Origin of the sequence: Arthrobacter sp. S39, from assembly GCF_004320525.1 — a bacterium.
GTDB lineage: Bacteria > Actinomycetota > Actinomycetes > Actinomycetales > Micrococcaceae > Arthrobacter.
In genome coordinates this window covers 145934-171197 of sequence record NZ_SIHX01000008.1, presented here as the reverse complement: position 1 = coordinate 171197, position 25264 = coordinate 145934, and the positions used below count along the sequence as shown (strand labels likewise).

The following is a 25264-nucleotide window of genomic DNA, read 5'->3' as shown; positions in this document are numbered from 1 at the left end:
GATAGTGCAGTTGGTTTATGCCTTCAGGACCAGGGCGTCGCCCTGTCCGCCGCCGCCGCAAAGGCCAACGACGCCGGTGCCGCCGCCGCGGCGCTTGAGTGCCAGCGCCTGGTGGAGGACCAGCCGGGCACCGGAGGCGCCTACCGGATGTCCGAGCGCGATGGCGCCGCCCTCGGTGTTGATGCGGTCCGTGCTGATTCCGAGGTCCCTGGCGGACTGGATGACGACGGCGGCAAAAGCTTCATTGATCTCAATAAGGTCCAGGTCTTCGGCGGCGAGCCCTTCACGCTTGAGGGCGTGTTCGATGGCCCGGGAGGGCTGGGAGTGCAGGGAGGCATCGGGGCCGGCCGCCTGTCCGTGGGCGCCGATTTCGGCGATCCATTCCAGGCCGGCCGCTTGGGCTGCCGCCTTGCTGGCGATGATCACCGCTGCGGCTCCATCGGAGAGCGGAGATGAGGAACCGGCGGTGATGGTCGCCTCCCCGCCCTTCGCGAAGGCGGGTTTGAGCTGGGACAGCAGCTCCGCCGTCGTTCCCGGACGGATGCCCGCATCGGAGTCGAGCACCAAGGCCGGCCCCTTGCGCTGTGCAATTTCGAGGGGGGCGATTTCCTCGGCGAAGATTCCGGCCGTGCGGGCGGCGTCGGCGCGTTGGTGGGAGCGGGCGGCGACCTCGTCCTGTTCTTTACGGCTAATGCCGCGGGTGGTGTTTCCGGCGTCCGTGGCGGTGCCCATCAGTTCACCGCTGAAGGGATCCTGCAAGCCGTCATGGTTCAGGGAGTCCACCATGGGCGTGTCGCCGATGGTGACGCCTCCGCGAATGCCTTTGACCAGGTGCGGGGCGTTGGTCATGGATTCCTGGCCTCCGGCCACGACGAAGTCGGCCTCACCGGCCCGGATCATCCGAGCCGCGTCGATCACGGCTGTGAGACCGGAGAGGCAAAGCTTGTTGACCGTCACGGTGGGCACGTCCCAGCCAATGCCGGCGACGAGGCTTGCCTGCCTGGCGGGGCCTTGGCCTGCCCCGGCCTGGATGACCTGCCCCATGATTACGGCTTCGATCTGGTGCGCGGCGACGCCGGAGCGTTCCAGCGCAGTGCGGATGGCATGGGCGCCCAAGTCGCTGGCGGAGAGGGAGGCGAGTCCGCCGCGGAAGCGTCCGAAGGGGGTACGCGCGCCGCCGAGAATGACGGGAACATTGTTGCCTGAGGTCATGGGGTTGCCTTTGGGATGGGGTAGTAAGCGTGGGGTGGAACGGGGTTCCGCAGCATTGCGGATGTGTTGTTCAGGCGAACGCGGCGCGTCCGGCGATGAATCGGCTTAACGGGCAGGGCGACCAGGTCCGATATATTCGGCTCCTTGCGGGATCCTTCACCTCCTATCGAGGTCGGCAGCAGGGTCATTGGCAGGCCCACGGATTTCTTCGAGCAGAGCTTGGGCGCCATTGGGAACAGCCGAGTAGAACCGCCTGCGTCCACACGCTTCGGCAGTGACCAGACCGAGTCCGTGCAGTGCTGCCAAGTGATTGGATGCGGTCCCTGGGGCTATGTTGAGTGCGGCTGCGATGGTGCCCGGCGACTGTGGTCCTTCGAAGAGTAGCCGCAGGACGCGGGACCTGGCAGGGCTTGATGCCATCTGGTGAAGGATATGGCTCGCGAACATCCCTGTTCCCTTCTTCTTAGACCTCGCAGAACGGATGGGCGGTCTATTGGGTTGTGGGTGCCGCAGGCGGATTCCTGCGTCACCCGCTGGTCGCTCTCGGCCACCGAAAAGGCGCCTCGGCGATCTGCTCAGAGTTCTTGCTGGAGTGCGGCGGAAGTGGTGAAGTTGAGCTCGTCTTCAAGCTCCTGGAACTCCTCGCCACCGGATGGTCGGGGTTCCGTTGACCAGAAGAAAGCTCGAAGGGCAGCGACGGCGGACTCACGCCACGCACGTGCTGCTGGCATGATCTTCGTGAAACTAGCTGAATTGTGCACATGTCCCGGCTCGAGGGTGAACTCGACTGGGACCCCTGCTTCGCGGAGCCGTTGGGCGTACTCGCCGCCATCGTCCCTGAGCATGTCGAATTCAGCGGATAGAATCCGTGCCGGCGGGAGCCCGCTGAAGTTCCCCGCATAAAGGGGAGAGGCATAGGGATCCTGCCGGTCGCCATCTTCGCCGAGGTAGGCATCGATCAGCACATCGCCGTCTGAACGATGGAGTGCGTAGTTCGTGCCTAGATCCGGGTCCAAGTGGGAGGGCAGCGAAAGGGTCAAGTCGAGGGCGGGAACCTCGAGCAGCTGGAACGCGATCTTCGGGCCACGGTTATCCCGAGCCTTGAGGGTCAGGGCAGCGGCGAGGTTCGCGCCGGCGGAGCCTCCGCCGACAGTGATGATTGAGAGGTCTACACCGATTTCTTCTGCGTGCTCGTGCACCCAGGTCAGGGCAGCTTCACAGTCCATGAGAGCGATGGGGTACGGGAATTCAGGCGCCTTGCGGTAGTTGACCGCGATGGCGACGCAATGCGCTCCGACCGCTCGCTCCCGGCACACGATGTCGACGATCAGACTGTGCGCCGTACCGGCCACCCATCCGCCACCGTGGATGTATATGTGGGCGGGGAGTGCTTCCTCCAGTGTTGGACGGAAGACGATCAGTTCGATCGTGCCGTCCGCGACGGGAATCGTGACCACCCGACGGTCGGCTACCTCTGGCCCCGGTTCCGCGACTTGGAGCGTCATCGCGTCCCCGTCGGCATTATGCTGTTCGCGCAGATTCGTGAAGTCTGTCCCGGCTTCGAGCGCAGGCCTCGGCAGGAACTGGGCGAGGATCGGATCGATTGGCATGGTGACGTCCTTGGTCGTGGATGGTTTGCGGGACCGGTTCGCCGAGTTCACGGCCGATTGGGGCCAGCGAGATCCGGCAATCGTGCGCCTCTGGGGAGTCCTTCTGCGCAATGTTCGTGGCGTTCTTGGAGTACGACGTGGAGATCCGGCGGGTGATCTGCACAACGAATGCGATCGAGTCCATCAATGCCCGCTACCGGCGGACCGTGGGGGCCGCGGGCACTTTCCAAACGAGGCCGCTGCTCTGAAATGCCTGTATCTGGTCACCAGGTCTCTTGAACCGCGCGGCGGCGATCGGGCACGTTTGGTGATGAGGTGGAAGCCTGCGCTGAACGCGTTCGCGATTACCTTCGCCGGTCGGTTCGAAGGAGCCACCCAATAATGAAAGCGCCGGACCCACACACCGCGCGACGGACAATCCCGATCGTCCACACATTCGATTCTTAATCCTTGCTGTTTAGTAGCGTGGCCGGCTCGTCGGAGAACGAGGAGGCTCGGCCTTGGGTGCCGAACCTAGTTTTTCCCTGAGGTCCAGCTCGCGGGTAGCGCCGAACGGAACAGAGTCGCTCAGTGCCACCGTGAACGACTTGTCGTCGTGCCGGGTAACGAGTATGCCCCGGATGGGGAAACTATGGCTTCAGCAATTGCCCGATAGACGGCCTTATCCAGTGCAGCTTCCAAGTCTTGACGCCGAGCTATTGAGACGAACCGAGAATAGGGTTTGGCGGTATAAGTTTCCATGAATTTACCCCTTAGGGAGTGCAGTTCAGGTCGCCGAATTGGCTGCCAGACATTCTTTCGTGCACGTGTTGGAGGAGCGCGAAGTTCTCTCGGGCGTAAGGTTTTGATGGCGGTAAACACGGCATATGGCTTGATGAAATGTCAAATACCGGCGTCTCGAAGCTCTCATTAGACGTGATAAGAGCGGCACCACTTGCCTATGCTCCAGGTGTGTTGTCAGCTTCCGCGTCCGGGCTCTTCCGATGTTGTGTTTTCGGCGATGCGGGCGACAATGTCTGGCCACAACGGACGTGGAAGCTGGTGGCCCATGCCCGGGTAGATCACAAGCGTGGCTTGGGGAACTACTTCGGCAATGGCCAGGGACCCTCCCATATCTATGACTGCGTCGGAATCACCATGAATGAGGGTCGTTGGAACTCTGATGCGGGCTAGATCGTCACGCATATCTTTCACACCTGTTATGACCTGTCGATGCCGCTCGGCGCCATCTGGATAGTAGTTTCGTTCATACATGAGTCCTCCGAGGGTGCGGAGCCAGTCAATATCGGCTGGGTACGCTGGCCCGGCGCAAGGCTCCTGATATCGGACATGCATCTCGACGGCTTCCTCGCGATTGGTTGCGGGTGGGTTTTCTGACCGCTCTTTTAGCCTCTGGGCACCAATTAGGTGCTCAATATTTGGAGTGGTGTAGATAAGGGCGAGGGATAGGACGCGAGATGGAAAGTGGGTGGCGAGCTGTTGGGCGATCATGCCTCCCATCGATTGACCTACAACGTGCGCGGCCTCAATACCCAGTGCCTCCAAAAGGCCGGCCGTGTCCTTCGCCATCTCAGCCAGACCATAGGGCTGGCCCGGAAATTTATCCGAGAGACCTACATCGCGATTATCGAACCGAATAACGAAGAATCCATGCCCTGCTAGCTCGCGGCAGAAGTCGACGTGCCAGCCCAGCATGTGAGCCCCTAATCCTTGGATGAGGAGCATAGGTGTGTTCTCGGAGTCTCCGAATGTGTCGTACTCGAGATGCACGCCGTGAGGCGTCGTTGCCTGAGTCAATTCATGACCTTCCAGTGGGATGGGTTTTCATCGGTTAGGAACTAGTTGTGTTCGTCCAACTGGACTCATAGTTTTTTGGCGAATATTTGTGGCGGGGCTTCTGACACAGCCGCTCTCTGTGGAAACTGTGCCCGTCCGGCCAGCCCCGTACTCGTGGAGGCCGTCTGTGCCCAGTGTCTTCTGATGAGAAGGTCGTCTTGGGTTAGGGGTCCGTTCGGAGGAAGGCCGAGCCGGTGGAATTGGCTGGGCGGCGCCTGGGATTCGACCAGAAGGTCGCGGAGCTTTTCGGCCATCATTTGTTCCAGGGTGTCGTCGATGATCGGGTGCTGCTGGTGGGGGTCCTCCTGGAGGTCAAACAGAAGTGTTCCGTACGCCCAAGGACTGGTCACGGACTCTCCGGGCATCCTCAGGAGTGGGGCTTCTTTGGTGAAGGGGAACGGTTCGACGAGTTCGGCTTGGCGCAGCACTTCGACGGGGAACCGCTGACGCATGTTGTTCGGCATCAGGGTGTGCTCGAACAGGGGCTCATTCGACTCATCAACGCTTGCTCTCATGTAGACGTACCGGCCGTCGGTGATGCACGCGTGGCCACCGAATATTCCAAAGAGCGCTGATTCCCTCACCGGGGAGTCACGGCGCACGGTTTCCGAGAGTGAGAGGCCTTGCATGTCGCTGGTGGGAGGAATGCCAAAGGCATCCAGCACGGTGGGGCCCAGGTCGATTGTTTGAACAAGGCTTTCCCGTCGTTGGTCCTTTATTCCGGACCGCGGATCCCAGACGAACAGGGGGGTGCGGATGGTTTCGTCGTACCAGGGCTGAACGTTCTTCCCCCACCATCCGTGCTCGCCGAGTAGGAATCCATGATCCGTGCACACGAGCAAGAGGGTGTCTTCCCACATGGCGTGTTCATCCATGGCGTCAAGGACCCGTCCCAGGGAACGGTCGCACATGGTAAGCAGTGCGGCGTACTCGGAACGGGCATGCTGGACCTGTTCAGGGGTTTCGATTACGCGTTTGTAGTCGGGCCAGTCGAAGTGCGGGCCGGTGTATTCGTGTTCGTAGTACTTGCGGTATTGGTCGTAGCTGAAGAACGGCTCGTGGGGGTCAAAGGTCTCGATCTGAAGAAACCAGTTGTCGCTGTCCTTGTTGGTTGTAATGAATCCAAGTCCTGCATCGAAGGTGCGGGTCTGGGGGTGATCGGCCTCGTTCTTCATGTACTGCCGGTTGACCAGGTCTTGGCGGTAGGTGCTATCGCGTTGCCGTTTGAGGTCGCCCGGGATTCCCGGCGGATCCTGCACGTGGCCTTTCCACGGGTCTCCTTCTTGTCCGCGGAAGAACTCGAAGCTGGAGTATCGGCTGTGATAGGTCGCTCCGCCGTCCTCCCAATAATGCTGGTGATCGGTGACAAGGTGGGAATACACCCCGTTCTCCTTGAGCATTTCGGGAATCGAGTCATCGAATGGCTCGAGCGGTCCCCAGGAGCGGTGGAGAAAGTTGTAACGTCCGGTGTGAAGTTCCCTTCGGGCGGGCATGCAGGGCATGCTGCCGGCGTAACAGTTATCGAAGGTGGCGGCGCGGCGGGCAAGGCGGGAGAAATTCGGGGCTTCGGTCCAGTCACCTCCGTACGGTGGCAGGAACCTCCTATTGAGGCTATCGAACATGACCATAATGACCTTCAAGACTTGTTCTCCTTACTTGACCGGAGGAATTGGGCGGTTACCGTGGGCCCGGTCTACGTCTCGGACCGGTTGTTCAGAGTGTCGGCGAGGAGCCCGAATCCGAGGATGATGAGGGCGAGGGCGATCGTGGGTCCAAGGACGTACATCGGGGAGGTGGTGATGTATGGCAGTCCGCTTTGGACCAATCCGCCGAGGGATGGCGTCGGGGGTTGGACTCCCAGTCCGAGGATGCTGAGGCCGCCTTCGATGAAGACTGCGTCGGCGATGGAGATCGCCGACTGCACGAGGAGGGCTCCGCGGATATTCGGCAGAACCTGCTTGAGGAGAATACGCGTATTGGATGCGCCGAGTGACTTTGCCGCCATGACGTAATCGCGGTTGAGCTGGGCCAGCATCCCACCGCGGGCGAGCCGGCCAAACACCGGGATGTTGATGATTGCGATCGCCACAGCGACCGCCGGAAGGCCCGGGGTGAGAAGAAGCGCTACCGCGATTCCCAGGATCAAGGTGGGAAAGCCAAGGATCAGATCGAAGACGCGGGCCGAGACCTGTCCCAGAGACTTCGCCCAGATCCCCGACAGTCCAAGGAGCGTGCCGATGATGGCACCGACGGGAATCGCGAGCACGGCAAGGACCAGGTCAAGGCGCACGGCAAAGATGACTCGGGAGAGGATGTCGCGGCCGAACTCGTCGGTTCCAAGCAGGTTCCCGGCTCCGGGGCTAAGGAAGGACTGGGCGCCTTGCTGGTCAGAGCTGTAGGGGGCGATGACCGGGGCAAGTATGGCGATGGTGATCATCAGGACAGCGAGGATGGTGGAGACCAGGCCTCGGGACGTGCCCAGCAGGGCACTGGCTCGAATCCTGCCGCCGATACTTTGGCCACGTTCGAGGTCTTCGGCTGTGTGGGCTGTTGGTGCAGTCATGCGTGGGGTTTGCCTTTCGTTCAGCTCAGTCGGATGCGCGGGTCCATGCTGGCCAGCGCAACTTCGGAGAGAGCCTGGACGATCACGGCAATGGCGACAGCGAGCATAATGAGGTCCTGAACCACGACGTAGTCGCGTGAAAGGACGCTGCCGATCATGAGCTGACCGAGACCGTTGCGGCTGAAGAGCGCCTCAACGACGACGGCACCGCCGAGCAGTCCGCTGAAACGGATGCCGATGGCCACAATCGCGGTGCCCATGGAATTGCGGAGGACGTGTAGCCAGAGGATGCGTGCCCGTGAAAGGCCTTTGGCGATGCCAAAGCGGACGTAGTCCTCGTGCATGGCCTCCTGCATGCTGTTTTGCAGGAGTCGTCCGATGACGGCTGCATGCGGGATGGCTAATGCGGTGGCCGGGAGGACGAGGTATGTGAGCACTTCCCCGATGCCGTCTTCGAAGGACGCTTCTCCACTGATCGGCAGCACGGGGATCAGGACACCGAAGAGGACCAGCAGGAGGACACTGGTGACATAGGTGGGAAGGCTCAGCAGGACGGAGTAGAAGGCATCGAGGTAGGACCGGAGCCGTGCTGAGCGGGAGGAACCGCCCAGCACGCCAAGTGTTATTCCCAGAAGGCTCATAAGGACCGTGGCCGCGAGAGCTAGCAGCAGGGTGCTCTCGACCCTGCTGCCGATAAGTGTCGTGATCGGTTGGTCGTTGATGATCGAAACGCCGAGATTGCCGGTGACCAGTCCAATAAGCCATGTTCCGTATTGCTGGGGCAGTGGGGCGTTGAGCCCCAGCTTTTCTTCGACGGCGTGGATCTGCTCTGCGCTGGCATCAGGTCCTGCAATGGTGGCTGCGGGGCTGCCGGGGGCGAGACGGAGGATGAGGAAGATGAGGATGGACGCGGCGAACAGCGTCACGAGCATCGCCGGCAAGCGGCGTATCAGATAGTTGCCCATCGTTACCCAGCCGTTGTCTGGTCCAGGATGATGTACTGGAACGCGTTCGTTGTCTTGAAGTCTTTGATGGACTTATTGACTGCCAGGGCCGGTGCCCGCTGGACAAGGGCGAGGTTGAAGGCCTGGTCCACCATGTAGGCCCCAAGTGCAGCGTTGGCGGCGGCGACGTTATCCTGGTTGGCCGATTGGGCAGCGGAGATGAGCCGTTCATACTCCGGGCTTGTGAAATGGGTGCCGCCGTTGGGACGCAGATGTGCTGTTGCAGTTGCAGTCGTTGCCGGTGAAAGGCTTCCGAATCCTGTCCGGTGCAGGAACATCGGGCCCAGGGCGCCCTTGGAGTTGCGGGCGACGAAGTCTGTGGTTTCGATGACATTTGGCGTAGCCTTCAAGCCGGCTGCTTCGAAGTTGTTCCTGACAATGTCCAGGATGGCACGGGCCACGAGGTCTCCGGAATTGACCGTGAATGGAACCTCTGTGCCCGCCAGACCCAATGCCTCGAGCTCCTTCTTGGCTTCGTCCGGTTTGTACGTGTAGGTATTTGCCGTCTTCTCATCCCAACCGGGGGTTCCCTTTCCCCACCATAGGTTGCTGACTTCAGCAGAGCCTTTGAATACCTGATCGTTGATGCGGTTCCTGTCGATGGCCTTGGCTATCGCCTTGCGAACCTTGAGATTGTTGAACGGCGCCGTGCTGGCATCCAAACCGACGACGAAGGCTTCGATACCTCCGCTGTTCGGGGTTTGGACGTCGCCGCCGGAGATGGTGGACAGATCCAACGGACTCAAGCCCTGGGTAATTTGGGACCGGTTGGACCGGGCGGCGGCGATCAGGGCCTGGGATTGGGTGATGATGGCGATTTCGACTGCTTCGAAGTGCGGGGCGCCGCTGACCCAGTAATCGGGGTTCTTCTCAAGCTGGACGGTGGCACCCGGGCTGAAGCTCTTCCACTTGTAAGGCCCGGTACCGATGACCTGCTTGCCGCCTTGAAGACCGTCCAGTGTTTTCTGGTCCACAACTGGAACGAGTTGGAACAGGTCAAACAGCTGGCTCGTGGGCTTGCTTAGCTTGAGAGTGACGGTGTTCCCCGAAGCAGAACCTTCCTGGATCAGATTGGCCACCGAGCGCAACTGGCAGCCGGCGGCTTCTTCCTTTGCCCGGTTCAGCGAGAAGACGACGTCCTCTCCGGTCATTTCCCTGCCGTCATGGAATTTGACTCCCTGACGGATCTTCAGCGTCGTTGTCAGTCCGTCCGCGCTGGTTTCCCAGCTTTGGGCCAGGACTGGCTGGGGCTTTCCGCTGGTATCAAGGTCTGTCAGGTGGTTGAAGACCAGTCGCTGCCACGGGCAGTTTGTTTGGTTGGCCTGCATGACCAACTGAGGCTGGGGGTCCGCCGAGGTTGCGATCACGATCTTTTTGAGCGCATTGCTGTTGCCGGCGGTGGAGGCTCCCCCCGAGGGGCCGCATCCAGTGAGGGCAAGAAGGGTTCCGGCTGTCGCCGTGAAACCGATGAAGCCGCGGCGGGAAAGAGCTGCCTCGGAGCGGAAGATGTTCGAATCTTTCATGGTTGAAACTCCTCGTTGAGTCGGTGAGATTTAGTCGGTGAGATGAGGTGGCGTCTGCCGACGGTGGATTAGATGACCGGCGTCGCCAGGGGTGCTGCGAAATGACAGGCCGAAGGATGCGGCGAGTCGTCACGTTGGATCAACGCCGGGACCTTCTCGGCGCAGATATCCTGCGCCTTCCAGCAACGGGTGCGGAACTTGCAACCCGAGGGCGGGTTGGAAGGGCTGGGCGGGTCACCTTCGAGGATGATTCTGGTCCTGTTGCCGCGTGCGCTTGGGTCAGGAATGGGCACGGCCGAAAGTAGAGCCTGAGTGTAAGGGTGGGTGGGATGCTCGTAAATCTGATCCGCGTCGCCGATCTCAACAATGTTGCCCAGATACATCACCGCTACCCGATCCGAGATGTGCCGAACAACGGACAAATCGTGGGCGATGAAGACGTACGACATCTGAAGCCGGTCTTTCAGTTCGGCAAGCAGATTCATCACCTGTGCCTGGACAGAGACGTCCAGGGCTGAGACCGGCTCGTCGCAGATGAGGACTTTCGGATTCAGGGCCAAGGCCCGTGCGATACCAATCCGCTGTCGTTGTCCGCCGGAGAATTGATGCGGGTACCGGTTTGCGTAGTCCGGGTTAATGCCCACGAGTTCCAGCAGTTCCCGGACCCTTGCCCGTCGTTCCTTTGCTGGCACCAGATCGGAATGGATCTCAAAGGGTTCAATAACGATCTGTCCGACAGTCATTTTGGGGTTCAGGGACGTGTACGGGTCCTGAAAGACCATTTGGATGTCCCGGCGGTGCCGGCGCATCGCTTTCGCTCCGAGGCCGGCGATTTCGTGGCCGAGGACGGAGATGCTGCCTGCGGTGGGATGCTCCAGGCCCATCAGCATCCGGGCAAGAGTGGATTTTCCGCAGCCGGACTCGCCGACGAGTCCGAGCGTCTCGCCTTCCCGCAGTTCCAGGTCTATTCCGTCGACGGCTTTCACTGAATGGCTCAGCCGCCTCACGATCGTTCCCGTGTGTATCGGGTAGTGCATCTGGAGCCCCGAGGTGCGCAGGACCGTTGCGGGTGAATCCTGGAAGGCCTGGTGGTCGGCGAGGGTGTGTGGATGGGTCGTTTTCATGAGGACACGACCGCTTCCCAGTAGTGGCAGCGGCTGCTGCGTTCAGAGCTAATGTCGTAAAGAGGTGGTGAGTCTGACCGGCATTCTTCGCGGGCGAAACGGCACCGTGGCGCGAACGAGCAACCTGCGGGTAGCCCACTTAGATCAGGTGGCAGCCCGCCGATCGCAGCCAGTTCCGTACCTCTGTCGTCCAGTCGCGGGATGGATTCCAGGAGGGCCTTCGTATACGGGTGGGCGGGCTGGCGGTAGACATCGATAGCGTCGGCGCTTTCGACGATCTGACCGGCGTACATCACGGCAATCCGGTCTGCTATCTCCGCCACCACGCCCATGTCATGGGTTATGAGGATCAGCCCCATATTTCGATCGCGCCGGAGGTCATCGAGTAAGGACATGATCTGCGCTTGGACTGTAACGTCAAGAGCCGTTGTCGGTTCATCCGCGATGAGGACCTCGGGGTCCAACGCCAAAGCCATGGCAATAACTACACGTTGACGCATACCGCCCGAGAACTGGTGCGGGTAGTCATCCAAGCGACTTTTGGCATCCGGAATCCGCACAGCTTCGAGCATCTCGACTGCCTTGAGGCGGGCGTCATGGCGGGACATTCCACGGTGAACGGTGAACATCTCGCTGAGCTGAAAACCCACCGTAAAGACAGGGTTCAGCGCGGACAACGCGTCCTGGAAGACCATCGCTACCTTCGTGCTGCGCAAGGAGCGTCGCTTCCTTTCGGGCAGTTTCAGCAGGTCCACACCACGGAAGCGGATGCTTCCTGACTTTACTTCGCCAGGCGGGACGTCCAGGATGCCCATGATGGTTTTGGCCGTGACACTCTTGCCGCACCCGGATTCTCCCAGCAGGGCAAGCGTCTCGCCCGCTTCGAGGCTGAAGCTTACGTTCCTCAGTGCATGCGCAACATTGTTGCGTAGGCGAAAGTCCACGCTGAGACTCTCGACAGCCAGCAACGGCGCTGCGTCGTCGAAATGGAGCCCGATTGGGGCTCTCTCCAGAAGTTTCACTATGATTCCAATCCCTTTACTGCTTCGGCCTGCTGGCTCGTGGGCGGGTCGCGACATTAACTGCGCTTTATCGGGGTTCAAATTTCGGAGGCCGGTGGCACCTACATGGGATCGTCTGTGATCGTCCATGTTGCATCGCCGCATCTGTTTTTGTGGCAGCCGTCACAGCTGCTATTCACAAGCTAACACATTAGACCTCTAGAGGTCCAACCTGTGATAGAGTTCACATAAATTGCTGATGACAGAGCAACGAAGGAGTATCGCTATGAGAAACAGTCACTATGCTTGGGCAGCCCCTTACCAACAGGAGACGGCGCCGGGCACCACCTTTGGACTGCCGGTCGGTGCTGAATGACGGACGAACGCGCACGAGCAACACTGCTCTCCACATATGCGGTTGACCGCCCCCTGAACGACACGTACCCCAAGGAGTTCACCGATGTTTGAGCGCCGTAGCCTGGCCGCCCAGGTCGCTGATTCCTTTCGTCAGCGAATCGGCGAGGACCTGCACCCCGGAGACAGGCTTCCAGGGGAAAAGGACTTGGCCGTCGAGTTAGGTGTCAGCCGGACAACCCTTCGAGATGCACTCCAACTGCTATGGAAGGAGGGAATCGTTGTCCGACGCCATGGCATCGGAACCTTCATCCGCGAGACAGGAGGGCCCGTACTGGTGAGTCTTTCCGACCTCGTAGCCCACAGGGACGTGATCCTTGCATCCGGGCACGAGCCAGCCATCGCCGAATTCGTGTTGACCCGATCAGTGCCTTCGCGTGACATCTCGTCGCTGATTGCCCTGGAAGACGGCGAAGAAGCGTGGAAAGTCGAAAGGGTCTTCTCGGTCGACGGCATTCGTGCAGTAAAAATCACTGACACGCTGCCCGTTAGCGTCAACGGCGTCGCTCTCGATCTTGAACCACTCAAAGACATTGACGTGGACATGATTCACCTCCTCCAGGAACAGGCCCGGTGCCCTGTGCTCCTTCAGGACGGTGACCTGGACGTCGTACCCGCTTCCGAAGAACTCGCAACAGTATTTGATATCAAGCCAGACACCCCGCTCCTGAAGCTAACCCAGCTCAACTTCACAGACGAGGAACGGCCCTTTATGCATAGTGTGATCTACAACCGTTCGGATGTCATGAAGTTCAGGCTTATCCGCAGACCCTCGCACTAGCTGGTGCCGGTGTCACCGTTGCCCACACTTGAAAAGAGGGCAGCACTCCCGTAGGGCCGGAACCACCGGCGGACGGCCAGCCAGTGGACGTACCGCCTCCCCCTAGTGCGTGCCATGAACGGCTCGGACTGGACGAACAAGCCATCAGGAGCAACGCAGCTCCAGCCAGATAGGTTAAGCCCAATGCCAGGACCAAACATTGTGTATATCCTCGCCGACGATATGGGGTACGGAGACCTGTCGTGCTTCAACAACCGATCACAGATTCCCACTCCCAACCTTGACCGACTCGCAGCACAGGGCATGCGCTTTACCGACGCCCACGCAACATCATCGGTCTGCTCTCCCAGCCGCTACAGTCTGCTCAGTGGCCAATATAACTGGCGATCCCGCCTCAAGTCCGGGGTGATCTGCCGGTGGGACGGCCCCGTTTTTGAGGATGGCGAAGTCACCGTCCCCAGTTTCCTGAAGTCTCAGGGCTACGACACGGCGTGCATCGGCAAATGGCATCTTGGCTGGAACTGGCCAACAACCACAGGTCGAAGCCCCAACCAGGTTTTGCCTTATGCAATCGACACCCCTGAAGTTGAGCTGCGCCGGGACGAATTCTGGAAAGAAATTGACTTCTCCGCACCGATCGCCGGGGGCCCCATTGAGCATGGTTTCGACACCTACTTCGGTGTAGACGTACCAAATTACCCGCCCTATTCGTGGTTCCAGGACGACCGGCTGACTGCTCAGCCCACGAGGCCCAAATCCGCCGCCATCTACGGTGACATCGGTCCCTCCGTTGAAAACTGGTCCCACGAAGCGATGCTTCCGGAGTTCACACGGCGGACCGTGGAGTACGTCGAGTCACACAGCAGCGACGCCAGCACGATAGGAACGAACCCGTTCTTCCTCTTCCTTTCCCTGACCGCTCCCCACTCCCCAGTAAGCCCAGGGCCAGAATTCAGAGCCCGCAGCGGCATCGGCCCCTACGGCGACCTCGTTTCCGAAATCGACTGGCTCGTTGGTCAGGTCCTGGACGCGGTGGAACGTTCAGGACTGGCCGATGACACACTGCTCATCTTCACCAGCGACAACGGGCCTGAGCTGGGCACCAAGGACGATGAAGGGGCTTTCGAACGCGCCCGGCGCACCGCGCATTACAGCATGGGAGATCTCAGGGGGATCAAGCATGACGTCTGGGAAGGAGGCCACCGTGTCCCCTTCATTGCCTCATGGCCAGGCACAATTCCGGGCAACACGGTATGCAGTGAGCTGGTCAGCCTCATGGACCTTATGGCCACGTGCGCCGACATACTCCACGCCCCTCTGCCTTCCTCAGCCGGCCGGGACAGCATCTCCATGCTGCCCCTGTTGGAAGGCAAAGCTGACCAGCCGTTGCGGGGCTCACTTGTCGGTCACTCCCGTAACGGTAAGTTCTCCATCCGGAAGGACAAATGGGTCTTCATCGACTCGCCGCCCTGTTCAGAAAATCCGGAACCTGAATGGTTCCGTACAGAACGCGGCTACCCGGAGGATGACAGCGAAGCCGCCCTTTACAACCTGACCGAAGATATCTCGCAACGCGATAACAAACACTCGGACCAACCCGAAGTGGCACAGGTGCTGGGCAGGGAGCTGGAATCTCTTCGGTACATTGCTCCCAAGCGCAAAATCGCCCCATCCAGATCCAGTCCACAGTCATGATGAGCGCGCCAGCACCACGAACAGGATGCCTGACGCCGGCCAAAGAAGCCCAGGACCTGAAGATCAGAGTCCACAAGTATTCACCGGTGCCGTTGTACTTTCAAATCGCCGAGGCTACCTCCGCAGAGATACAGCTGAACCACCTGAACCATCGTGACAAGCTCAAGACCGAGCGGTCACTCGCACGGGAACTGGGAGTCTCACTCGGAACAGTCCGTCATGCCTTCCAACGCTTGGAAGACAACCATCTCGTGCGTCGCAAGCAGGGATCTGGAACCTACCTAGCCTGATGACCGCACCTTGGAAAGGAAAATCAGACGTGGATACCTCGTTCTTAGTGAAAGGCCCGCCCTCATGGCTTCTGTGAATAACTGCAGTCTCTGGGGCCAAAGCGCATGAAACCAACTGTCATGCCAGTCCTTAGCGGTAAGAACCGCCTAAAAATTGCTTTACTCCTGGAGGAACATGGACTTCTCACCCCGACCGAACTGGCTCGGCTGCTTCACTGTACACAGGGTCACGTATCCAACGATCTGACAAGAATGCGCAGCCACGGGCTTGTCGCGGCCAGCGCTGAGGGTATTCACACCCGCTACCGATTGCTGGAGACAGCTGCAGGCCGGATCGACGCCGCCGTTCGAAATTACAACACCGAAGAAACGATCATCGATGATGAACTTTTGCGCTGCCTCATCGAAAAGCGAACGGCTTCAAAGGGCCCTGCACCGGGCATGCCGGAACCAGCGGGCAACCAGCAGCGTAGGTCCGCGCCACACATCTTCAAACCGTCAATCATCCACTCCCTTGACCAGCCAACGACGTCTGCGAATTTTTCCAGTTAGAAGCGCCGGAGCATCTCATCGCTACTACCGGCGGAGACATTTCATATCAGTGCATGGAGGAACCATGATGGTGACCGGATCCGGATCGCAGTCCGTAGGAAAAAGCTGCTGCGCCCCGTCCCGCAAGAACGCAACACTGACCGCTGGACAACCGCCCCTTGCCGGAGCGGCCGGCCGATTTGCAGAGCGTCCGCCACAAGTGCGCATCCCCGCTGGAACCTTCCTGATGGGCGATGCCTTTGATGAGGGCTATTCGAGCGACGGAGAAAGGCCAGTACACGCAGTTCACATAGATGCCTTCAGCATCGATTCCACCGCCGTCACCAACACCATGTTTGCCGAATTTGTGGCCGATACGGGATACCGCACGGATGCCGAAATTTTCGGATCCTCGGCCGTTTTCCACCTCCTCAAACGTGCGCCGCGTTCCAGCATTCTTGGCTTTGCCTCCGGCGCTCCCTGGTGGCTAAACATCCAGGGGGCTGACTGGGCCCACCCGGCCGGGCCCGCATCACACTGGAAGCACGTAGCGGATCACCCCGTTGTACACACCTCACACAACGACTCCCTGGCCTATTGCCGCTGGGCAGGACGACGTCTTCCGACCGAGGCTGAATGGGAATACGCAGCAAGAGGAGGCCTGGTGGGCCAACGCTACGCCTGGGGGAACGACCTCCACGGCCCCTCAGGTGAACACCTCTGCAATATCTGGCAGGGCACCTTCCCCATCGAAAACACCACCGAGGACGGATTTACCGGGACATCACCCGTCAAATCCTTCCCCGCCAACGGGTATGGGCTCTACGACGTCGCCGGGAACGTCTGGGAATGGTGCGCCGATTGGTTCTTGCCGGGCTACTACCAGAGCTCGGCTGCGACAAATCCTCAAGGACCAACCATCGGCGCAGGACGCGTGATGCGCGGTGGTTCCTATCTGTGCCACGACTCGTATTGCAACAGATACCGAGTGTCATCCCGGAGCTCAAACACTCCTGATTCCTCCAGCGGTAACTGCGGATTCCGGACCGTAGCCTTGCCTTTGGAACCACCGGCCTGAGCTGGCGAACAAATGGAAGCCTCAACTGTGAACAACGAACCCACCGACCAGCCCTTCCAAAAAAGAGCACGCTTCTCTTCTTGGCTCCTTAAGGGTGGCGCGGAACCTGACCCCCGTTTCACGTTAGCCAACGAACGAACCTTCCTGGCATGGATCCGAACATCACTGGCCCTGCTCGCTGGCGGTGCCGCGGTCGAAGCATTCATGTCCGGGCTGTTTGCCCCGGAGTTGCGGAAGACCCTCTCCATCGTTCTGCTCACGATGGCACTGCTGATCAGTGCCGGGTCCCTGTTCAGATGGCTGAACGTCGAGCGCGCAATGCGTCGGAAGGCACCTTTGCCGCTACCTCTTATCACCCCCCTTTTAGCGCTGGGTGGCGCCGGCGTAGCCGCAGGCATGATCACGTTCGCGGCGATTCGCTAGAAGGGATCATTGACCACCGACTCCATCCCCCCGAGCCACGACGATCCCGGCCTGCAACCTGAACGAACTGACCTCGCGTGGAACCGGACAATGCTCTCAATGATGGCGTCGGCCGCCGTCTTTCTACGCTGGCTTCCCCAACACGGCTGGTTCGCCGGATGCCTGACAGCAACCGCCACAATCGCCACGGTGGCAATCGGACTGGGACGGAAACGACGATTACAACGGGCCATCGAAGGCATCCATGAAGGCATCGTGCAACCCCACGCCGCCACTGTCACTGCCTTGGCGGCCTGCGTCATTATCCTTTCATTACTCGGAATCTGCGCTGTCTTGTTCAGTCCTTTCGCCCCGTGAACGGGACACCGACAGTTAGGCTTCACAACAACATCCGCCTGAGACACGAATCAGTTGCACGGCAAGTGACCTGGTTCGGATACATACCGGAGTGGCTTCTGGTGGCCGCCTTGACTGCGTGCGTGCATCTCGTGCTAGCCGGGTTCAACAGGTCATTGGAAAGACGCGAACGTGTCTGGCCAACCACACCCCAACCTGACGTCAGATCCGGCGAGGATTTTCGTCATGCTAGGGCTTAAATCGCCGATGTCTCATCGCAGAAACCCGCAGTCATAGGCCGCAACCTGACAATTTCAGCAACTTAAGCCAACAAAGACTTGCTAACGCCCCCTCTTCCTTGGAATGCAGTTGCTCAGAGGAGATGAGACGGAGCGCCAACGCAGCAGGGCTTCGGACGGCAAGTCATGTCGCCGATGACGGCACGCGGGATGAACAAGTGAAGGCAAGAAAGTGAGCAGACCGTGGTCAGAAACAAACAGACTTGGGTGTGCACAATGTACACACCCCCTTTGGCCGGACAAACCCCCCGTCGGCGCCGCGATGGGACGGAAATCCCATGGCACGGACCGTCGAAACAGAAGTCTCTCGAAGTCATGCCGTACCAAATCCCCCACCCCACGAAGAGGTGTAGGCCACCCCAGACCTACCAGACAGAACCGAAGGAGGAATCCGCGTGACACCGACTGAGAACCAGCGGAGCGCCCACCAGCCAGGACGCTGAACCCGTTCCCCCACCAAACTAAACAGGCCGCACCCGGCGGCCAGGCACCATCCCGGGGCCGTGAGGCAGAGGCATTTGTCCAGCTTTGTACACACTTAAAAGCAAAAACCCCTCTGACGAGGGGGTATGCTGTGCCCGAGGTGGGACTCGAACGCGATTCCAAGCCTTGGGAACACTGGGAAGTGGCGGAAACGTCCGGAATCCGGGCCAGTCCGGCGGCTGTACGGGCCAGTCCGGGACGGAATCTGTGGACATTGTCCACAGCTCTTTTTCCGACGTTCAGCGTGGCACCAGATGATTCGAAATCACGGCGGCCGAATCCCGTAGTTCAACGTCCCCAGCGGCGACGCCCACCACTAGTCCGAAGCCCCCGTCAGTTGTGAAGTCATGGCGATAGCCGTTGATCCATAACAGCAGCACCATAAGTGTCCAGGCAGTCCGTTTGTTCCCATCAAGTAGTGGATGGAACCGCGCGACCGACTCAAGTAAAGCAGCTGCCTTCACCGCTAGTTCGGGATAAGCTTCCGCGCCCATTACGGTTGTCGCCGGCCTGGCCAATGCCGAGGCCAACAAGCCGACGTCGCGGATGTGGAAGCCATACCGATCAATAACTTGGAGCGCGTCTTCAATGTCCAGGTAAACGGTCACGCGTCCTCAAGGCGAGTGAGCAAATCAGCGTCGTGACTCATGACAAAATCAAGGCCCTCACTGATCTCGCGCCGGCGCGCATGGCGCTGCAAAACCAACTCGGCCCCCTGCAACAGGAGTGCGGACTTGGACGTGTGTTCCTCGGCAGCCAACTTCTCCAGCCGACGATCAAGGTCCTCAGGAACACGCAGATTCATAGCCATGAACCAATGGTACCAAAACGGTACCTCGAGCGGCCCCGGCTAAGAGATCCACCAAGGGAAGTAAAACCGATAACGGCGCATATGTCGGACGGGAAGTAGTACCCTGGCTGGTTCCGGCACAGCGATTCCGCCAATCGATGCCACATGCCGAAGACTTGGGCGGCACACGTCATGACGCCCCACCTCGGCCTGCCCATGAATAACCAGAAGCAACAACGCTGTTTGTCATTCTGATACGCCGCTCATCGCTGGATGGGGCCTCCGCGCCACCAGGAGCTGACATTCGAGCGCCGATCTGGAAACTTAGTTCGGCGCTTTTACGCCGCTTGGCCCCCTCCGAACTTTCCGGGGCTGCCCAGGTCCCCCGAGTTGCACTCCAGCCCCCTACCACCGCACAGGTCCCCTATCTCAACGGCCACAACACACGCACAAAGGAAAAGGACAATGAATGCGCTCACCATCAAAGACCCAGCAGACCTGCTCAGCTTCATCGGGCACACCCTAGGGTTTTGGCCCCAAGAGAGCCTGGTCTGCATCACTCTGGACAAAGGCAAGGTCGGCGCCACACTCCGCATCGACCTCCCGCGATACCCCGGAACTGAACTCCCCTACGCCCGCACCGTCAGCAGCTACCTCACCAGTGACACCAGCGCGAGCAGCATCGTGTTCGCCCTCTACACCTCCCAGCGCTGCCAACCAGGCCAACCCAAGCCCCACGCGGCCACTATCGCAGCGCTCACGGGAGTCCTCGCCGAAAACGGCATCACCATCCGCGACGGAATCTTCGTCAGCGATGACGCCTACTCCCCCTACGACACTGAACCCGGCCAAGACATCAGCCTGCCGATAAGCACCACCGAGTACAGCCGAGTCAACGCCGAATTCATTTACCGCGGCAGCACCATCGAACCCACCAACCGAATAGTCCTCCCGGCACCGGCTCAAGAAGCAGACCACGCCATTGCCGTCGAAAACTGCATGACCACTATCCGCGGCCAGGCACCTCACCGGGCCGCAATGCAGGCCAGCCAGTTCTGGACGGGCATACTCGATAGCAATGACTTCCCCGACGACGAGGACTGCGCCTCGTTGATCGCTTACTTCCAGTTCCCGCACATCCGGGACCGGCTCATGGCAGATATCCCAGGCATCAACGAACCAGCCCAACACATCCTCTTCGCCCAAACCGAGACAGCACCACAATGGTCACGCGTCGAGTGGGCACAACAACTCCTCCTCCACGCCTACACAAGAACCAGCCCGCAACACGCAGCACCTATCCTCACTACCATCGGCTACATCAATTGGTGGGAAGGTCGAGGTTCCAAAGCACACCAATACATGCAACTAGCACTTGACACCGACCCCGGTTACCGCTTCGCCAGGCTCACCGACCAAATGCTCGGAGCTGGCATCATCGCCGGGTGGAACACCAACAAAGACACTGCCTACAAAACCCACTTCGAGATGCCATAGCAAGGCCGTTCTTCTGGCGGAAATATCCACTGAATACTGAGCCATAATTCAGTGGCGGCCCCTCTTGGCTTGATGCCCAACGAGAGAAGGCCCCAACGCACAACAGTCGCTTTACTCGTAGTCGCGGTGTGTGGCGTTGGGACCCCCGGGGGTGCAGGTTAGACCGCGACCCTCAATCGACGGTTGGCGAGAACCGGGATGACCTGACGTGCCTTCTCCACGGCCGCGACGTCTACGGTGACATCCAGTTGGCCGACTTTTTCATCGAGTTCTTGCAGGACGACTCCCATCGGGGAGACGACGAGGCTGTGGCCTACGCCGAAGCGGGGGCCGGAGGGTTCCTCGATGCCGGCGGTGGATGCATCCGCTTGGTCGCAGGCTACGACCCAGGTGGTTGAGTCGATGGCGCGTGCTTGGTTAAGCAGACGCCACGCGTCGATCTTGCCCTCGCCGGCGCCCCAGTGGGCGGTGACGATGATTACTTGGGCACCGCGGTCGGCCAGTTCGCGGAAGAGCTCGGGGAAGCGGACGTCGTAGCAGGTGGCTACGCCTACCGTGACGCCGTCCACTTCAAAGGTGAAGGGCTCGTTTCCGGGTTCCACGTCGGCTGATTCAGAGAACCCGTAGGCGTCGTAGAGGTGGATTTTGTCGTATCCGGCGTGGATGTTTTCGCCTGTGACAAGGATGGTGTTACGGACGCGTCCGTCGGCCGCGGGCTGGAAGGTTCCAACCAGGACAATAACGCCGAGGTCCCTGGCGAGTTGCTGAACAGCAGAAGCCCAGGGCCCGTCAATGGATTCGGCGTGGGCAGCGGGGGCTGCGCCGAATCGAACCAGCGAAGCTTCGGGGAGCACAACGATTCGGGCGCCGGTTTCCGCGCCGCGGCGAACTGCGTCGAGGACGAGCTCAAGGTTTCGTGCTGGATCAACGGTGGTGGCGAACTGCTGCACGGAGATGGACAGGCTTGCAGAAGACATGGGTGTTCCTTTTCTGAATGAAGGTGGTGCGAATCAAGTGCGGAGCTGGCAGGTCAGTAGATCGAGTGTCCAACGATCTCCCGGGAATCGGGGTTCTTCGCGAGGCTCACTCCGACCAGGGTGATGACGGAGACGACCACGATGTACAGGGCCAGGGGCAGCCAGGTCCCGTACGTCCCCAGCAGCCAGGTAAACAGGAGCGGTGCGATGGCGCCGCCGAAGACGCCGCCGATGGTGTAAGCGAGCGAGCTGCCTGCGTAACGGAGCCGCGGGCTGAACTGTTCCGAGACGAGAGCAGCCTGGGGTCCGTACATGAGGGAGTTGCAGAGCAGACCGAAGATCACGGCCAGCACTACTCCGATGAAGCCGATGCTCATGAGCGGGAAGAAGATGAACGGAAACGCGATCGAGCAGGCTGCGCCGATGGCGGTAACAAGTCGCCTGTTCATTCGGTCGGAGAGGTGTCCGGCGGCCGGAACCATGAAGACCTGGAAAGCGGAGCCAATCACGACGGCCAGGAGTGCCTGCCCCGGCTGGAGTCCGAACTGACGAGTGGCATACGTAAGTATGAAGACGGTTGAAAGCGCGTACATCACGTCGGGCGCAATCCGGGACATGGTGGCCGCCAGCAAGGCCCGGCGTTCGGTCCGGAACACCTCAGCCAACGGTGATTTCGGGGTGAGGCCTTGTTCTTTGATGGCTTCGAAGACAGGGGTTTCTTCAATTTTGAACCGGATCACCAGGCCAACCACAACCAGCACCGCGGAGAACAGGAAGGCAACGCGCCATCCCCAGGACAGGAAGTCCTCCTTGGGTAGCAGCGCGAGGAGCGCCAAGGCGCCGTTGGCGAGCAGGTTGCCAAGGGGCGGGCCGATCTGGGCTGCTGAACCGAACAGGCCCCGCTTCCCGGGATCTCCGTGTTCGCTTGAGATGAGGACTGCTCCTGCCCATTCACCGCCGACGCCGACTCCTTGGCATAGCCGGAGGAAGACAAGGGCGATGGGTGCGGCGACGCCGATGGTGTCATACCCCGGCAGCAGACCTACCGCGAAGGTGGCGATGCCAATGAGGAGAAGAGTCCAGACGAGGACTTTCTTACGGCCGATTCGGTCACCTAGTCGCCCGAAGAGGATGCCGCCCAGGGGCCTGGCGACATAGCCGACGGCGTAGGTGGCAAAAGCTGCCAGCGTGCCGGCGAGGGGGTCATCGGAGTGGAAGAAGACCTGGCCGAAAACCAGGGCCGAGGCTGCCGAGTAGATCGCGAAGTCGTACCACTCCAGGCTTGTCCCGGTCAGGGCGACAATGAAGCCCCTTTTGCCTTGGCCGGGCCTTGCCGGAGTTTTTTGTTGCGAAGTGGATATCTGTTCAGTCACGAGATGCCTCCTGAATAAGAGTGCCTTGAACGACAGAGCGCCGGAAGGGCGAATGTCCTGTCACAAGCTGCTTCTTTGCCGATCCCACAAGCGTATGGGTTACGTATACAGAAGCGTATGGGCTGTGTATACTCACACTATACTGTGATGCAGATCGCAGCAATACCCAGCCAAATCAATTGTTTGAAGGAGTCCTCATGTCCTTGCAGTTCACTCTCCCCAGTGGTGAATCCCTCGATGTCGACGTCGTCCACCTCCTGAACGGCGGGTATGCAGGCCGCCACCAGGAACACGTCCGCGCCCATGTCGAGGAGCTCGCACTGCTGGGCGTCCCGGCCCCCACGGTCACCCCGACCATGTACCCGGTCTCGCCCTACCTGGCTCAGCAGGCGAGTGTCGTTCCGGTCCAGCACGGCAAGACGTCCGGCGAAGTGGAGTGGGCCATAGTCGTTGCCACGGATGGGCGGATTCTCCTGACCCTCGCGTGTGACCACACCGATCGCGAGCTTGAGGTCCACGGAATCGCCTGGTCCAAGAACGCCTCTCCGGACGTTCTGGCGAAGGACGCCTGGCTGTTGAGCGAGGTGGAGGACCACATAGATGACCTGACGCTGACCGCATGGGTTACCAACAACGGAGTGGAAGAGCAGATCCAGAAGGCCACGCTTGGCGACTTGCTCCCACCGGCGCACTGGGTCGGCGTACTCAAGGACCGGGATTTGCTCAACCCCGGCACTGTGCTTATTTCGGGCACCGTCAACATGGTGGAGGGCGTAAACCAGTTTGCCGATGGCTGGCGGGCGGAACTGACCGATCCAGTCCTGGGCCGGACCATCAGCCTCGCCTACGATGTAGTGCCGATGGCCACCCCGATCGGCTGACTTTCCGGTGGCGGCGGGGCGGGCTCCATCTGGCGGCACGCCCCCGCCGCTACTGCCAGCCGGTCCACCCCGAATGTATGCGGAGAGTATACTTTGACTATGCAGACGCCAAGCCAGTCCAACCGCGACAGAGTTTACGACTACATCCGCGACACCATCCTCCCGGACGGCGCCTACCACGGCAGCTTCCTCACCGAGGAACAGGTGGCCGAAAAAGTCGGAGGAACCTCCCGCACGCCCGTCCGGGAGGCTTTTCTTCTCCTGGCCTCCGAAGGGCTGCTGCAGCTGGTTCCACGCCACGGAGCGTTCATCCCGCCGGTCACCCGACAGGAGATCAGCGAGGCCCTTGAGTTCAGGACAGTACTGGAAACCAACGCCGCCGAAGTTGTGATGGAACGCGGCACCGCCCCGCTCGACGCGATGAAGCTGGCGCTGAAGCACCAGCTGGAAAGCTCCGACGCCGGCCACGAACGCGAGTTCGTTGACTGGGACAGTGAATTCCACATCGCCTTGGTCAGGGCCGTCGGAAACTCCCTCATGACCAAGTCGTACACGGACCTTCGCGCCCGGCACATCCGCATTGGCATCCGGGCACTCATGAATACCCCCGCCCGGCAGGCCGCCGTCATCGCAGAACACCAGGCCATCGTCGACGGGCTGGAATCCGGAGATCCCGAACTGGCCAAGGCAGCACTTCGCAGCCACATTCGAACCACCGCATCGGGTCTCTCGGAAATCTGACCCACGAAAGGTTCCCATGGACCAGTCCTCCCCTCCCGGGCTCACAGCACCCGAAATTGCGTATCAATGGATCACCGGGTTCATTGCCGGGCTGCCCCGGGACGAGGAGACATTCCTGAACGAGGCCACGCTGGCCAAAGCCACAGGCACTTCCCGGACACCGGTCCGGGAAGCCCTGCTACGCCTTGAAGCCGAGGGATTCATCAGGCGTGTCCCCCACAAGGGCGCGTACGTTCCACCCATCACGGACCAAGAGGTCCGGGCTAACCTCCAGGCCCGCTCCGTGGTGGAATGCTGGGCTGTCGACGCACGAGGGCACTTCGATCAGGCAACCCTGGATGTTCTCCAAGGCATCGTCGACCAGCAGCGCCTTGCCGCCTCCGATCCGGCAGGTTCATTGAGCTGGATACGGAGTTTCACAACACCATCGTCAGGTCAGCCGGCAACCCGGTTCTCTCCGATTTCTACGCGTCCTTGCGGCAGCGCCAGCTAAGAATCGGGATCCAGGCCATCCGCAAAGGCGGTAGCCGAACGGACGAAGTTCTGTCCGAGCATCAAACCATCGTGAACAGCCTGGGCGGGGCGAACCTGACCGCCACCTACGCCGCCATCGACTCGCATCTGGAAGCTACCCGGCGAGCCACCATCGGGTACTGATGCGGCGGCAATAGAACCTCCCCTGGAGAACACTCAGCCGAGGGGATGCTGCGAGGAAGCCTCGCTGGTCTGCAACTCCAGTTTCCAGTTGACGCTGCTCCCCCGAACCCCCGGCATGAGGTCACCCTTCCGTACGTAACGGAAC

The 25264-nt window shown here is 60.3% G+C and carries 24 protein-coding genes and 1 pseudogene; 12 read left to right on the top strand and 13 right to left on the bottom strand.

Translation table 11 applies throughout. The features are described from left to right. Positions 1-15: 15 nt before the first annotated feature. Positions 16-1212, bottom strand: coding sequence for an acetyl-CoA C-acyltransferase (locus EYS21_RS16760; RefSeq protein ID WP_131134370.1), 1197 nt, complete (start codon positions 1210-1212; stop codon positions 16-18). Between the two features lie 575 nt (positions 1213-1787). Further along, entirely contained in the window at positions 1788-2822 is a 1035-nt protein-coding gene (locus EYS21_RS16750; protein ID WP_131134368.1) for an alpha/beta hydrolase, read from the bottom strand. Between the two features lie 113 nt (positions 2823-2935). Here EYS21_RS16750 and EYS21_RS16745 point away from each other — a divergent pair. Further along, positions 2936-3204 (top strand): annotated as a pseudogene (locus EYS21_RS16745) (transposase); the annotation flags it as partial. A 575-nt stretch (positions 3205-3779) separates the two neighbouring features. Here the strand turns inward: EYS21_RS16745 and EYS21_RS16735 are convergent. The 7 genes from EYS21_RS16735 to EYS21_RS16705 form a co-directional block, all read right to left on the bottom strand. Further along, complete coding sequence (locus EYS21_RS16735; protein ID WP_278184752.1) at positions 3780-4547, bottom strand: alpha/beta hydrolase; 768 nt, start codon at positions 4545-4547, stop codon at positions 3780-3782. A gap of 137 nt (positions 4548-4684) precedes the next feature. Then, positions 4685-6280, bottom strand: a complete 1596-nt coding sequence (locus EYS21_RS16730; protein WP_242633468.1) for a sulfatase — start codon at positions 6278-6280, stop codon at positions 4685-4687. A gap of 71 nt (positions 6281-6351) precedes the next feature. After that, positions 6352-7221, bottom strand: coding sequence for an ABC transporter permease (locus EYS21_RS16725; RefSeq protein WP_131134365.1), 870 nt, complete (start codon positions 7219-7221; stop codon positions 6352-6354). Positions 7222-7241: 20 nt separating this feature from the next. Then, on the bottom strand, positions 7242-8186 hold the full coding sequence (locus tag EYS21_RS16720; protein WP_131134364.1) for an ABC transporter permease: 945 nt from the start codon (positions 8184-8186) through the stop codon (positions 7242-7244). Between the two features lie 2 nt (positions 8187-8188). Next, complete coding sequence (locus EYS21_RS16715) at positions 8189-9748, bottom strand: ABC transporter substrate-binding protein (protein WP_131134363.1); 1560 nt, start codon at positions 9746-9748, stop codon at positions 8189-8191. A gap of 68 nt (positions 9749-9816) precedes the next feature. Continuing rightward, positions 9817-10872, bottom strand: a complete 1056-nt coding sequence (locus tag EYS21_RS16710; protein WP_131134362.1) for a dipeptide ABC transporter ATP-binding protein — start codon at positions 10870-10872, stop codon at positions 9817-9819. Further along, complete coding sequence (locus tag EYS21_RS16705; RefSeq protein ID WP_347559569.1) at positions 10869-11816, bottom strand: ABC transporter ATP-binding protein; 948 nt, start codon at positions 11814-11816, stop codon at positions 10869-10871. Before EYS21_RS16705 ends, EYS21_RS16710 begins: the two co-directional genes overlap by 4 nt. A gap of 517 nt (positions 11817-12333) precedes the next feature. On the opposite strand from EYS21_RS16705, the gene EYS21_RS16700 reads away from it, so the two are divergent. The 6 genes from EYS21_RS16700 (at position 12334) to EYS21_RS16670 (ending at position 17442) form a co-directional block, all read left to right on the top strand. Next, entirely contained in the window at positions 12334-13068 is a 735-nt protein-coding gene (locus tag EYS21_RS16700) for a GntR family transcriptional regulator (RefSeq protein ID WP_131134360.1), read from the top strand. A gap of 201 nt (positions 13069-13269) precedes the next feature. Then, a complete protein-coding gene (locus EYS21_RS16695; RefSeq protein ID WP_165478336.1) occupies positions 13270-14763 on the top strand; it encodes an arylsulfatase in 1494 nt (497 codons plus the stop codon). A 395-nt stretch (positions 14764-15158) separates the two neighbouring features. Further along, on the top strand, positions 15159-15605 hold the full coding sequence (locus EYS21_RS16685; RefSeq protein ID WP_131134357.1) for a helix-turn-helix transcriptional regulator: 447 nt from the start codon (positions 15159-15161) through the stop codon (positions 15603-15605). 64 nt (positions 15606-15669) lie between these two features. Then, positions 15670-16662: a formylglycine-generating enzyme family protein gene (locus tag EYS21_RS16680; RefSeq protein ID WP_242633461.1), complete on the top strand. Its 993-nt coding sequence runs from the start codon at positions 15670-15672 to the stop codon at positions 16660-16662. 27 nt (positions 16663-16689) lie between these two features. Then, complete coding sequence (locus EYS21_RS16675) at positions 16690-17085, top strand: DUF202 domain-containing protein (RefSeq protein WP_242633460.1); 396 nt, start codon at positions 16690-16692, stop codon at positions 17083-17085. A gap of 9 nt (positions 17086-17094) precedes the next feature. After that, a complete protein-coding gene (locus EYS21_RS16670) occupies positions 17095-17442 on the top strand; it encodes a DUF202 domain-containing protein (RefSeq protein ID WP_131134355.1) in 348 nt (115 codons plus the stop codon). 1000 nt (positions 17443-18442) lie between these two features. Here EYS21_RS16670 and EYS21_RS16665 read toward each other — a convergent pair. Next, positions 18443-18811: a Fic family protein gene (locus EYS21_RS16665; protein ID WP_131134354.1), complete on the bottom strand. Its 369-nt coding sequence runs from the start codon at positions 18809-18811 to the stop codon at positions 18443-18445. Then, positions 18808-19014, bottom strand: a complete 207-nt coding sequence (locus EYS21_RS16660; RefSeq protein WP_242633459.1) for a ribbon-helix-helix protein, CopG family — start codon at positions 19012-19014, stop codon at positions 18808-18810. Before EYS21_RS16660 ends, EYS21_RS16665 begins: the two co-directional genes overlap by 4 nt. A 444-nt stretch (positions 19015-19458) precedes the next feature. On the opposite strand from EYS21_RS16660, the gene EYS21_RS16655 reads away from it, so the two are divergent. Continuing rightward, a complete protein-coding gene (locus tag EYS21_RS16655; RefSeq protein WP_131134353.1) occupies positions 19459-20490 on the top strand; it encodes a DUF4192 domain-containing protein in 1032 nt (343 codons plus the stop codon). Positions 20491-20648: 158 nt separating this feature from the next. Here EYS21_RS16655 and EYS21_RS16650 read toward each other — a convergent pair whose 3' ends face one another. Both EYS21_RS16650 and EYS21_RS16645 read right to left on the bottom strand, forming a co-directional pair. After that, positions 20649-21467 carry a carbon-nitrogen hydrolase family protein gene (locus EYS21_RS16650; protein ID WP_131134352.1) on the bottom strand — a complete coding sequence of 273 codons (819 nt, stop codon included), beginning with the start codon at positions 21465-21467 and terminating at the stop codon, positions 20649-20651. A gap of 53 nt (positions 21468-21520) precedes the next feature. Then, positions 21521-22840: an MFS transporter gene (locus EYS21_RS16645; RefSeq protein ID WP_207307797.1), complete on the bottom strand. Its 1320-nt coding sequence runs from the start codon at positions 22838-22840 to the stop codon at positions 21521-21523. Between the two features lie 197 nt (positions 22841-23037). On the opposite strand from EYS21_RS16645, the gene EYS21_RS16640 reads away from it, so the two are divergent. From EYS21_RS16640 to EYS21_RS23775, 4 genes are all read left to right on the top strand, one after another. Beyond that, positions 23038-23721, top strand: a complete 684-nt coding sequence (locus tag EYS21_RS16640) for a DUF2848 domain-containing protein (RefSeq protein WP_131134351.1) — start codon at positions 23038-23040, stop codon at positions 23719-23721. A gap of 99 nt (positions 23722-23820) precedes the next feature. Further along, the gene (locus EYS21_RS16635; RefSeq protein WP_131134350.1) at positions 23821-24462 is read left to right on the top strand and encodes a GntR family transcriptional regulator; all 642 of its coding nucleotides are present in this window, start codon (positions 23821-23823) and stop codon (positions 24460-24462) included. Positions 24463-24478: 16 nt separating this feature from the next. After that, a complete protein-coding gene (locus EYS21_RS16630; RefSeq protein WP_242633458.1) occupies positions 24479-24955 on the top strand; it encodes a GntR family transcriptional regulator in 477 nt (158 codons plus the stop codon). Further along, entirely contained in the window at positions 24859-25119 is a 261-nt protein-coding gene (locus tag EYS21_RS23775; RefSeq protein WP_242633465.1) for an FCD domain-containing protein, read from the top strand. Before EYS21_RS16630 ends, EYS21_RS23775 begins: the two co-directional genes overlap by 97 nt. The last annotated feature ends 145 nt before the right edge of the window (positions 25120-25264 follow it).

Excerpts from the sequence above, each read along its gene's own strand:
- EYS21_RS16685 (WP_131134357.1), top strand. The coding sequence starts at position 15,159 with ATGAAACCAACTGTCATGCCAGTCCTTAGCGGTAAGAACCGCCTAAAA.
- EYS21_RS16750 (WP_131134368.1), bottom strand. The coding sequence starts at position 2,822 with ATGCCAATCGATCCGATCCTCGCCCAGTTCCTGCCGAGGCCTGCGCTC.
- EYS21_RS16680 (WP_242633461.1), top strand. The coding sequence starts at position 15,670 with ATGATGGTGACCGGATCCGGATCGCAGTCCGTAGGAAAAAGCTGCTGC.
- EYS21_RS16650 (WP_131134352.1), bottom strand. The coding sequence starts at position 21,467 with ATGTCTTCTGCAAGCCTGTCCATCTCCGTGCAGCAGTTCGCCACCACC.
- EYS21_RS16710 (WP_131134362.1), bottom strand. The coding sequence starts at position 10,872 with ATGAAAACGACCCATCCACACACCCTCGCCGACCACCAGGCCTTCCAG.
- EYS21_RS16730 (WP_242633468.1), bottom strand. The coding sequence starts at position 6,280 with ATGTTCGATAGCCTCAATAGGAGGTTCCTGCCACCGTACGGAGGTGAC.
- EYS21_RS16655 (WP_131134353.1), top strand. The coding sequence starts at position 19,459 with ATGAATGCGCTCACCATCAAAGACCCAGCAGACCTGCTCAGCTTCATC.
- EYS21_RS16630 (WP_242633458.1), top strand. The coding sequence starts at position 24,479 with ATGGACCAGTCCTCCCCTCCCGGGCTCACAGCACCCGAAATTGCGTAT.
- EYS21_RS16760 (WP_131134370.1), bottom strand. The coding sequence starts at position 1,212 with ATGACCTCAGGCAACAATGTTCCCGTCATTCTCGGCGGCGCGCGTACC.
- EYS21_RS16660 (WP_242633459.1), bottom strand. The coding sequence starts at position 19,014 with ATGGCTATGAATCTGCGTGTTCCTGAGGACCTTGATCGTCGGCTGGAG.
- EYS21_RS16700 (WP_131134360.1), top strand. The coding sequence starts at position 12,334 with ATGTTTGAGCGCCGTAGCCTGGCCGCCCAGGTCGCTGATTCCTTTCGT.
- EYS21_RS16725 (WP_131134365.1), bottom strand. The coding sequence starts at position 7,221 with ATGACTGCACCAACAGCCCACACAGCCGAAGACCTCGAACGTGGCCAA.
- EYS21_RS16735 (WP_278184752.1), bottom strand. The coding sequence starts at position 4,547 with ATGCTCCTCATCCAAGGATTAGGGGCTCACATGCTGGGCTGGCACGTC.
- EYS21_RS16715 (WP_131134363.1), bottom strand. The coding sequence starts at position 9,748 with ATGAAAGATTCGAACATCTTCCGCTCCGAGGCAGCTCTTTCCCGCCGC.
- EYS21_RS16635 (WP_131134350.1), top strand. The coding sequence starts at position 23,821 with ATGCAGACGCCAAGCCAGTCCAACCGCGACAGAGTTTACGACTACATC.
- EYS21_RS16640 (WP_131134351.1), top strand. The coding sequence starts at position 23,038 with ATGTCCTTGCAGTTCACTCTCCCCAGTGGTGAATCCCTCGATGTCGAC.
- EYS21_RS16720 (WP_131134364.1), bottom strand. The coding sequence starts at position 8,186 with ATGGGCAACTATCTGATACGCCGCTTGCCGGCGATGCTCGTGACGCTG.